This window comes from Burkholderia sp. Bp9143 (assembly GCF_003853645.1).
Classification (GTDB): Bacteria; Pseudomonadota; Gammaproteobacteria; order Burkholderiales; family Burkholderiaceae; genus Burkholderia.
This window is the reverse complement of sequence record NZ_QTPO01000020.1, coordinates 116,671-126,026: the sequence shown is the minus strand read 5'-3', so window position 1 is coordinate 126,026 and position 9,356 is coordinate 116,671. Positions and strand designations below refer to the sequence as shown.

Below are 9,356 nucleotides of genomic sequence, written 5' to 3'. Positions count from 1 at the left end.
GGGGCCGGGGCGGGGTCGGTGTCGTGGTCGTGGTCGGGGTCGTGGTCGTGGTCGTGGTCGTGGTCGTGGTCGTGGTCGTGGTCGTGGTCGTGACCAGCATGGTCATGCGCCGCGTGGTCGTGCGAGCACGCCGCGCCGTGGACATGACCGTCGCCGTGCGCGTGGCCGGCATGGTCGCCGTGGTCGTGCTCGTGCCCCGTGCCGTGCGCGGATGCGTGATCGTGGTCATGATCGTGGTCGCATGCATGCGACTGCGCGCCGCGCGCCGCCACATCGCCGTGCGCGTGCTCCCCGGCCACCGGCGCCGCGTCGGCAACGGTCGCCGCCTGCGAGTCGCGCGCGCCGGCGCAGCAGGTCTCGGCGCCGCCGGCATGACGGTGTCGTGGGTCGTGGGTACGCTGGGCGTCGGTCATGACAACCTCCTCTATGGCTTGACGGTGTAGAGTTAACACCCTGAAGCCACTACAAGGTCAACCCTTACAAGGAGAAAGCCATGAAGATCGGCGAACTGGCCAAGGCGGCCCGCTGCACGCCCGAAACGATCCGCTTCTACGAGAAGGAGGGTCTGATGCCGGATGCGGAGCGCACCGATTCGAACTACCGCAACTACACCGACGTGCACGTCGAACGGCTGCGCTTCATCCGCAACTGCCGTGCGCTCGACATGGCGCACGACGAAATCCGCGCGCTGCTGCGGCTCACCGACACGCCGGCCGATCCGTGCGATTCGGTCAACGCGCTGCTCGACGAACACATCGGCCACGTCGACGCGCGCCTCGCGGAACTGACGCATCTGCGCGACCAGCTCACCGAATTGCGCCGCCAGTGTGTCGGCGAACATTCGGTCGAGGACTGCGGAATCGTGCACGGTCTCGCGACGATGGAAACCGTCGCGCCGGCCGCGAAGCGCTCGCACCTCGGCTGAAGCCCTTGTGGAATATGATAGTCTAATGAATACTAGTTATACTCTTACTAGATATAATCAAACTATTCATGGCAACAAGCCGCCCGTCTCCGCTCGCGCTCGCGGTCCTCGCGACGCTCACTGAAACGCCGATGCATCCGTACGGGATGCTGCAACAGTTGAAGGCGCGCGGCTACGACGAAGTCGTCAACGTGCGGCAGCGCACGAGCCTCTACCAGACTATCGAACGGCTGCTGCGCGACGGACTGATCGCCGTGCACGACACCCAGCGTGACGGCGCGTTTCCCGAGCGCACGCTGTACACGCTGACCGAGGCCGGACATACGGCCGGCCAGGCCTGGCTGCATGCGCTGCTCGCGGAACCCGCGCGCGAATTTCCGGCGTTCGGCGCCGGCCTCGCGTTCCTGCCGCTGCTCGACGCCGACGATGCGCGCCAGCAACTCGAGCGCCGCATCGCCGCGCTCGAAGCCGAACGCGAACGTCTCGAATCGCTGCGCAACGCCGCGCAGAACGACCAGGTGCCGCGCCTGTTCCTGCTGCAGAACGAGCACGCGCTCGTGCTGCTCAACGCGGAACTCGACTGGGCGCGCAGCGTCGTCGAACACCTGAAGATCGGCGCGCTACGCTGGGTCGACGGCTGACGCGCCTCACCATCGGTTCGCGCCGCTCAAAGCACCTTGCCGGGATTGAGCAAGCCGGCCGGATCGAGCGCGGCCTTCAGGCGCCGCATCACGCTGATTTCGGCTTCGCTGCGCGTGTGTGAGAGATAGGGGCGCTTGAGCATGCCGATGCCGTGCTCCGCCGACACCGAGCCGCCCATGTCCCGGACGACCGCGTAGACGCAGCGATCGATCGCGTCGGCGTCCGCGTCGCGCATGCCGTCGAGCGATACGCCGATATGCACGTTGCCGTCGCCGACGTGGCCGAAGAACAGGCACACGATGTCGGGCCAGACCACGCGCAATGCCGCTTCGCAGCGCTCGGCGAACAGGCCGAGTTCGCCCGTCGACAGGCTCACGTCGAAGTTCACCAGGTGCGGCAGCGCATCGATTGCAAGGCCTTCGCGCAAAGTCCACAAGTCATGCGCCTGTCGCTCCGACGTCGCAAGCGCCGCATCGTCGACGAGCCCCGCGTCGATCGCATCCGCGAGGCCGTTTTCCAGCGCCTCATGCGCATCGCCGCCCGGTGCGCTCGTCGCGCACTCGATCAGCACCGCGAAGCCGCCGTCGCCCGCGAACGGCGCGACGACGCCGGGCGTATGGCGCGCCACGTAGTCATAGAAGGCCGGCCACATCGCTTCGAAACTGACGATCTCGGGCAGTGCGCGCAGGCGGTTCCACAACCCGACGACGGCGTCGTAGCCCTGCACGCGACAGAGCGCGGTGGCCGGTGCGGCCAGCTTCGGATGCAGCCGCAGCACGGCGCGCGTGACGACGCCGAGCGTGCCTTCGCTGCCGATGAACAGTTGCTTCAGGTCGTAGCCCGCGTTGTTCTTCAGCATCCGGTTCATCGACGACACGACGGTGCCGTCGGCGAGCACGGCCTCGAGTCCGAGCACCTGCTCGCGCATCATGCCGTAGCGGATCGCGCGCGTGCCGCCCGCGTTGGTCGCGAGCATGCCGCCGATCTGACACGAACCGCGTGCGCCGAGATCGACACCGAACGTGAAGCCCGCCGCGTCCGCGGCCTCCTGCACCGTCTGCAGCGGCGTCCCGGCGCGCACCGTCATCGTGCCGGCCGCCGCGTCGATTGACTCGACGCCGGCGAAACGCTCCATCGACAGCACGATCTCGCCGCCCAGCGCAACCGCGCCGCGCGCGAGCCCGGTGAGGCCGCCCTGCGGCACGACCGACTGCCCGAGCCGCGAGCACAGCGCGAGCGTGCGCGACACGTCGTCGACGCTGCGCGGCCGCACCAGCGCGCGCGGCCGCACGCCGGCCGGCTCGTTGTACGCGGTGAAATAGCGCGGATCGATCTCGGCCGCCCGCGTGACCAGCGTGTCGCCCAGGCCGGCGACGAGCGCCGCCTCGAGCGCGTCGTCCCCCGGCGCCGCCGCGCCGTGGCCACCACTCGCGGCGGCCGTATCCAGGCTCTGCATCGTGCGCGTCCGCTTACTTGGTGGAGATGTCGATGTCGCCGAAGTACTTCTGGCCGAGCGACTTCACCGTGCCGTCCGCCTTCAGCTTGTCGATCGCCGCATCGAGTTTCCCCTTCAGCGCGTCGTCGCCCTTGCGCAGGCCGAACGCGATCCCGCTGCCGAGAATCCTGTCGTCGCGCACCGGCTGACCGACGAACGCGAAGCCCTTGCCGTCCGGGCGCGACAGGAAGCCGCGCTGGCCCGCCGGCGCGAGCACCAGCGTCGCGTCGAGGCGGCCCGCCACGAGGTCCGCGTACACCTGGTTCTGGTCCTGGTACGCGACGACCGACACGCCGGCCGGCTCCCAGTGCGCCTTCGCGTAGGTCTCCTGGATCGACGCCTGCAGCACGCCGACGCGCTTGCCCTTCAGCGATTCCGGCGTCGGCAGCAGGCCGCTGCCGGTGCGCGCGATCAGTTGCGTCGGCACGCGGTAGATGATCGTCGTGAAGTCGATTGCCTGGCGCCGCTGCTCGGTCGCGTTCATCGCCGAGTTGATCGCGTCGAACTTGCGGCCCTGCAGCGCCGGAATCAGCCCGTCGAACGACGTCTCGACCCACTTGCACGACAGCTTCGCGGTCTGGCAGACGGCCTTGCCGACGTCGATGTCGAAGCCCTGCAGGTCGCCGTTGGGCGCCTTCGACTCGAACGGCGGGTATTGCGCCTCGAGGCCGAAACGCAGCGTCTGCCCGTCGGCGAACGCCGCGCCGGAGCCGAGTGCGCACGCGAATGCGAACGCGAGTTTCAGGGTGTGTGCATGCTTCATCATGATCTCCTGGCTTGTCGGTCGGCGCCGCGCTTCGGCACGTGCGCCGGTCCCATCCGTGACTTTCGGTGCGACGTACACGTCGCCTGCTTGGGTGCGGGCGCGCCCGCGATTACAGCGAACGCAACCGCCGCGCGCCCTCGATCAGCGTCGCGTCGTCCTTCGAGAAACTGAGGCGGATCACCCCCGCGTCGGTGCCGTCGGTGTAGAACGCCGACAGCGGAATCGTCGCGACACGCGCATCGCGGATCAGGCGCAGCACGAAGTCGCTGTCGCGCTCGTCCGAGAAGTGCCGGAACCGCGCGAGCATGAAGAACGAGCCTTCGCTCGGCAGCAGCTCGAAGGGTGAATCGGCCAGCTCGCGCGCGAGCAGGTCGCGCTTGGCCTGGTAGAACGCCGACAGGCCGAGATAGCTTTCGGGCCGCGCGAGGATCTCCGCGAACGCGACCTGCATCGGCGTATCGGCCGAGAACACCATGAACTGGTGCACCTTGCGGATCTCGTCCATCAATTCGGCCGGCGCGACGCAATGGCCGACCCGCCAGCCCGTCACGTGGAACGACTTGCCGAAGGACGACACGATCACACTGCGCTCGGCCAGCTCGCGGTGGCGCGCGACGCTCTGGTGCAGCGCACCGTCGAACACGACGTGCTCGTAGACTTCGTCCGACAGCACCACGATGCCGGTATTGCGCGTGAGCTGCGCGAGCCGCTCGAGATCGTCGGCGGAGAATACGGTCGCGGTCGGGTTGTGCGGCGTGTTGATGATGATCATCCGCGTGCGCGGCGTGATCGCCGCAGCCACCTCGTCCCAGTTCACGCGGAAATGCTCGGGCGACAGCTTGATCGCGACCGGCGTCGCACCTTGCATCCGCACGATCGGCGCATAGCTGTCGAACGACGGCTCGAAATAGATCACTTCGTCGCCCGGGTGCACGAGCGCGCTGATCGCCGCGTAGAGCCCTTCGCTCGCGCTCGCGATCACCGTGATCTCGGTGCCCGGGTCGTAGCGCGTGCCGTACAGCGCCTCGGTCTTCTCCGCGAGCCGCTCGCGCAGCGACGCGATGCCGGCCATCGGCGCGTACTGGTTGTGGCCGTCGCGCATCGCGCGCGCGACACCCTCGACGAGCGCCGGATCTGGCGCGAAATTCGGCGCGCCCTGCGACAGGTTCAGCGCATCGTGCTGCGCGGCGAGCTGGCCGATCACCGTGAAGATCGTCGTCCCGACGTCAGGCAGTTTCGATCGGGGCGTGGTGGCGCTTCGCATGAATCCTCCTTCTGATTTCCTTCGGGCCGGCCCACGCGACGCGCGCGGCCCGCCTCATGCAGGATGATTTAGCCCGAGCCAATATCGGCGGACAATCGAAACTTCGTCATGGAGGCCATGCATTTTTCTCATGATTGGCCGTATGAAGGGCTCAACGCCAAGACCGTATGGCCGGCAACGCATGCGCATCAGGCATTTTCACTGGGGGGCGCACGGCCACGCCACGCGTCACCCGCCCGCGGCCGCCAGATAGCCGCTCAGCACGGCCAGCAACTCGCCGCGCAACGCATCGAAGTCCAGCGCGGGCCCAAGCGTGAGCAGCGCCTGAGACACGCCGCCGTAGCAGACCGTATGCGCCATCCGGGCGATCCCGTCGAGCCGCCCGGCCGGCGGCGGATCGGCGGCCTGCGCGAGCGCGTCGCGCCACAGCGCGACATAGGCGTCGTAATGCCGGCGGTACGCGGCGAGCGGCGACACCTGCCGCTCCAGCGCGAAGAATGCGCTCCACAGCGCGGCGTCGGCGCCGATCGCGTTGACCTGCAGGTCGACGAGCGCGGCCGCGAGTTCGGCGCGCGGCACGCCGCGCAGCCCGTGCGCCGCGTCGCGCAGCCGGTCGGCCAGCGCCAGCACGCGCCGGTGGATGCACAGCGCGGCGAGGCTCTGCTTGTCGCCGAAGTATTCGTAGAAGGTGCCGATGCTCACGCCCGCGACGGCCGCAATCTCGCGAATCGTCGCCTTCGCGTAGCCGCGCTCGAGCAAAAGCTGAACGAATGCCTGCTGGAGCGCCTCGGACGTGGCCTGCGCGCGCGACTGGCGCGGCCGGCGGCGCAGCGCGGGCGCGGGTTGCGCCGCCGGCTGGCCGGGCGGCGCCGGAACCTGAACATGTCGCGGCGGCATATTTGCTACTCTGAAATTCAGCGGAAACGCATTTGACCGGCAGACCGCGACGCACGAGACCGGAGACAGCCCGATGACCGAATCGACCCATGCCGTCACGAACCAGTTCGACGAACTGGTCGACTATAACCTCTTCGCCACCGACGTCGCGCTGCGCGAGGCACTTGCCCGCGCGGGCGCCGACTGGGCCGTGCCGCGGCTCGACGCGTACGGTGCGCGGCTCGGCAGCGCCGACACCGCGCAACTCGCCGACGAGGCGAACCGCCACACGCCGGAACTGAACGCGTTCGACCGGCGCGGCCGGCGCATCGACCGCGTCGACTTCCATCCGGCGTGGCACACGCTGCTCGGCATGTACCGCAACGAGGGCTTCGTGTCGCTCGCGTTCCGCGACACGCGCCCCGGCCGCTGGGCCGCGAACGCGGCCGGCTTCTACCTGCACGGCCAGATCGAGGCCGGCACGCTGTGCCCGGCGACGATGACGCAGGCCGCGATTCCGGTGCTGCAGAAGGAGCCCGCGCTGTGGGACCTGCTGCGCGACAAGCTGTACAGCGACGACTACGATCCGCGCGACGTGCCGGTCGCCGACAAGCGCTCGATCTGGTTCGGCATGGGGATGACCGAGAAACAGGGCGGCTCCGACGTGCGCGCGAACACGACGCTGGCGACCGCGGTCGGCGCGGGCGGGCGCGGCGGCGAATACCGGCTGCGCGGCCACAAATGGTTCTTCTCCGCACCGATGTGCGATGCACACCTGGTCGTCGCGCGCACCGAAGCGGGCAACCCGTCGTGCTTCTACGTGCCGCGCTGGCGACCCGACGGCACGAAGAACGCGGTCGAGATCCAGCGGCTGAAGGACAAGGTCGGCAACCGCAGCAACTCGAGCAGCGAGATCGAGCTGAACGACGCATGGGGGATCATGCTCGGCGACGAAGGCCGCGGGATTCCGACCATCATCGAGATGGCCACCTACACGCGACTGAGTTGCGTGCTCGGCAGCGCGGCGATGCTGCGCCAGGGCGTCGTGCAGGCGATCGCGTACACGCGCCAGCGCCACGCGTTCGGCCGCGCGCTTGCCGAGCAGCCGCTGATGCGCACCGTGCTCGCCGATCTCGCGCTCGAAAGCGAGGCCGCGCTCGCGCTCGCGATGCGCCTCGCCGACGCGTTCGAACGCGACAACTCGCCGCTCGAACGCGCGTGGAAGCGGATCGTCACGCCCGCCGCGAAGTTCTGGGTCTGCAAGCGCGCGGTCGAGCTGACCGGCGAGGTCATGGAAGTGTTCGGCGGCAACGGTTACGTCGACGACGGTCCGATCGCGCGACTGTTCCGCGAAGCGCCGGTCAACTCGATCTGGGAAGGCTCCGGCAACGTGATGTGCCTCGACGTGCTGCGCGCGGTGTCGCGCGAGCCCGACGCGGCTGCCGCGCTGCTCGCCGAACTGGTCGACCTCGGCGCGGGCGAACCGCGCATCCGCGCGGCACTCGACGCGCTGCGCGCGAAGCTCGCGGCGCCCGCCGACACGCTCGAGGCGTCGGCCCGCGTGTTCGCGCAACGGCTCGCGCTCGTCGCACAGGCGTGCCTGCTGCGACGTGACGCGCCCGCGGCCGTCGCCGACGCGTTCGTCGCGACGCGGCTCGCCGCGCCCGACTGGGGCCGCATCGCGGGTGGTTTCGATCCGCGCGCGCTCGACGTCGCCGCGCTGCTGCAGCGTGCGTACCCGGCCTGACGCCCGGCCGTCCGCTCGTTCGCCACGCCCGCCCTGCCCGGAGCCCCGATGAACCTCGTCGCCGCCCTCGACCGCGCCGCCCGCGCGACGCCCGACAAGCCGTTCCTGATCCACGACGACACGACGATCACCTACGCCGCCGCGCGCGAGCGCTCGCACCGCGCGGCGGCCGTGCTGAGCGCGCTCGGCGTCGCGGCCGGCGACCGCGTCGCCGCGATGTGCCTGAACACGCCCGCGTTCGTCGATCTGATGTTCGGCGCGTGGCGGATCGGCGCCGCGTTCGTGCCGATCAACCACAAGCTGCAGGCGCCGGAAGTCGACTACGTGCTCGAGCACAGCGGCAGCAAGGTGCTCCTGTTCGACGCGGCGCTCGCGCCGGTGCTGGCGCGCGTGATCCATCCGGTGCGGCGGCTCGTCACCGAAGGCGACGCCGCCGGCGTGCCGAACTTCGACGCGATGCGCGCGGCGATGGACGGCGTCGCAGGTATCGAGCCGGCCGACGGCGACATCGCGCAGATCCTGTACACGTCCGGCACGACCGGCCGCCCGAAAGGCTGTGTGCACAGCCACCGCACCGTGACGCTTGCCGCGATGCAGGCGGCGCTCGCGACCGGCATCGGCCGCAACGAGCGCACGCTGATGGCGATGCCGATCTGGCATTCGTCGCCGCTAAACAACTGGTTCGGCGGCACGCTGTACGCGGGCGGCACCGTCGTGCTGCTGCGCGAATACCATCCGCTGCGCTTCCTGCAGGCCGTCGAGCGCGAACGCGTGACGCTGTATTTCGGCGCGCCGGTGTCGTATACGCTGCCGCTCGACACGATCGACGGCTTCGCCGCGTTCGACCTGTCGAGCGTGCGCGCGTGGCTGTACGGCGGCGGCCCGATCGGCGCCGCGCAGGCCGAACGGCTCACGCGTGCGTATCGCAGCAACGCGTTCTTCCAGGTGTACGGAATGACGGAAACGGGGCCGGCCGGCACCACGCTGTATCCGGACGAGCAGATCGCGAAGGCTGGCTCGATTGGCCGCCAGGGCGGCCCCGGCGTCGACCTGAGGGTCGTGCGGCTCGACGGTGTCGACGCGCAACCGGGCGACATCGGCGAGATCTGGCTGAAGGCCGACAGCATGATGCTCGGCTATCTCGACGACGCGGCCGCGACACGCGCCGCGTTCGCGCCGGACGGCTGGTATCGCACCGGCGACATCGCGCGGATCGATGAGGATGGCTATCTGTTCATCGTCGACCGGCTGAAGGACATGATCGTGACGGGCGGCGAGAACGTCTATTCGAAGGAAGTGGAGGACGTGCTCGGTGCGCATCCGGGCATCGCGGAAGCGGCCGTCGTCGGCACGCCGCATCCGGCCTGGGGCGAGACGGTCGTCGCGCATGTCGTGCTGCGCGCGGGCGCCGCGCCCGATGGGGATGCGCTGCGCGCGTTCTGCGGCGAGCGGCTCGCCGCGTACAAGATCCCGCGCGAATTCGTGTTCGCGGAAACGCTGCCGCGCACGCCGACCGGCAAGCTGCAGAAGTTCCTGTTGCGCCTGCGGCGCGAGTAGCGCCGAAGCCAAAGAAAAAGCCACCGGACCCGACGGCCCGGTGGCTTTTTCACATGATGCGCGAGACGACGCATTGCGACGTCG

At 69.4% G+C, this 9,356-nt stretch carries 9 protein-coding genes; 5 read left to right on the top strand and 4 right to left on the bottom strand.

Going from position 1 to position 9,356, the window contains the following annotated elements:
• Positions 1–23: 23 nt before the first annotated feature.
• The 3 genes from DIE23_RS40730 to DIE23_RS17240 all read left to right on the top strand — a co-directional run bounded on the left by DIE23_RS40730 (position 24) and on the right by DIE23_RS17240 (position 1,566).
• Positions 24–443, top strand: a complete 420-nt coding sequence (locus DIE23_RS40730; RefSeq protein WP_311767820.1) for a hypothetical protein — start codon at positions 24–26, stop codon at positions 441–443.
• A gap of 50 nt (positions 444–493) precedes the next feature.
• Positions 494–925 (top strand): Cd(II)/Pb(II)-responsive transcriptional regulator, encoded by a 432-nt coding sequence (gene cadR, locus DIE23_RS17245; RefSeq protein WP_124613242.1) that lies wholly within the window; start codon positions 494–496, stop codon positions 923–925.
• Positions 926–993: 68 nt separating this feature from the next.
• Positions 994–1,566: a PadR family transcriptional regulator gene (locus DIE23_RS17240; protein WP_124613241.1), complete on the top strand. Its 573-nt coding sequence runs from the start codon at positions 994–996 to the stop codon at positions 1,564–1,566.
• Positions 1,567–1,592: 26 nt separating this feature from the next.
• Here the strand turns inward: DIE23_RS17240 and DIE23_RS17235 are convergent, their stop codons facing one another.
• The 4 genes from DIE23_RS17235 to DIE23_RS17220 all read right to left on the bottom strand — a co-directional run bounded on the left by DIE23_RS17235 (position 1,593) and on the right by DIE23_RS17220 (position 5,989).
• A complete protein-coding gene (locus tag DIE23_RS17235) occupies positions 1,593–3,023 on the bottom strand; it encodes an FAD-binding oxidoreductase (RefSeq protein WP_124613240.1) in 1,431 nt (476 codons plus the stop codon).
• A 13-nt stretch (positions 3,024–3,036) separates the two neighbouring features.
• Positions 3,037–3,825, bottom strand: coding sequence for an ABC transporter substrate-binding protein (locus tag DIE23_RS17230; protein ID WP_124613239.1), 789 nt, complete (start codon positions 3,823–3,825; stop codon positions 3,037–3,039).
• Between the two features lie 112 nt (positions 3,826–3,937).
• Complete coding sequence (locus DIE23_RS17225; RefSeq protein ID WP_124613238.1) at positions 3,938–5,092, bottom strand: pyridoxal phosphate-dependent aminotransferase; 1,155 nt, start codon at positions 5,090–5,092, stop codon at positions 3,938–3,940.
• Positions 5,093–5,320: 228 nt separating this feature from the next.
• The gene (locus DIE23_RS17220; RefSeq protein ID WP_124613237.1) at positions 5,321–5,989 is read right to left on the bottom strand and encodes a TetR/AcrR family transcriptional regulator; all 669 of its coding nucleotides are present in this window, start codon (positions 5,987–5,989) and stop codon (positions 5,321–5,323) included.
• Positions 5,990–6,062: 73 nt separating this feature from the next.
• Here DIE23_RS17220 and DIE23_RS17215 point away from each other — a divergent pair, with 73 nt between their 5' ends.
• Complete coding sequence (locus tag DIE23_RS17215; RefSeq protein ID WP_124613236.1) at positions 6,063–7,715, top strand: acyl-CoA dehydrogenase family protein; 1,653 nt, start codon at positions 6,063–6,065, stop codon at positions 7,713–7,715.
• 48 nt (positions 7,716–7,763) lie between these two features.
• Positions 7,764–9,272, top strand: coding sequence for a class I adenylate-forming enzyme family protein (locus DIE23_RS17210; protein WP_124613235.1), 1,509 nt, complete (start codon positions 7,764–7,766; stop codon positions 9,270–9,272).
• Positions 9,273–9,356 lie beyond the last annotated feature (84 nt).